This window comes from Vibrio sp. T20 (assembly GCF_007858795.1).
GTDB classification, from domain to species: domain Bacteria; phylum Pseudomonadota; class Gammaproteobacteria; order Enterobacterales; family Vibrionaceae; genus Vibrio; species Vibrio satsumensis.
In genome coordinates this window covers 1-278 of the sequence record NZ_VFEB01000081.1, presented here as the reverse complement: position 1 = coordinate 278, position 278 = coordinate 1, and the positions used below count along the sequence as shown (strand labels likewise).

Here is a 278-nt window from a genome sequence, read left to right as displayed (position 1 = left end):
AGCTATCGGTACGGGTCAATCCATTCTGTTGATGGTTATCCAAAGTTGTGAAGAGGAGTCTCGTCGACTTCGTAGTAAAGATATCGTCCCATGTCGCTTGTTGTTCCTTGATGAGGCAGCACGTTTGGATGCCAAATCTATCTCAACACTGTTTGAGCTTTGTGATCGTCTAGGCATGCAACTTTTGATTGCAGCCCCAGAGAACATTAGCCCAGAAAAAGGCACAACCTATAAACTGGTACGTAAGGTTTTCAAAGATCACGAACACGTGCACGTTG

Annotated in this window: 1 protein-coding gene; it reads left to right on the top strand. The window is 45.0% G+C overall.

Annotated elements, in window-relative coordinates:
• On the top strand, positions 1–278 hold a 278-nt coding region (locus FTW16_RS08370), incomplete at both ends, for a hypothetical protein (RefSeq protein WP_146490675.1).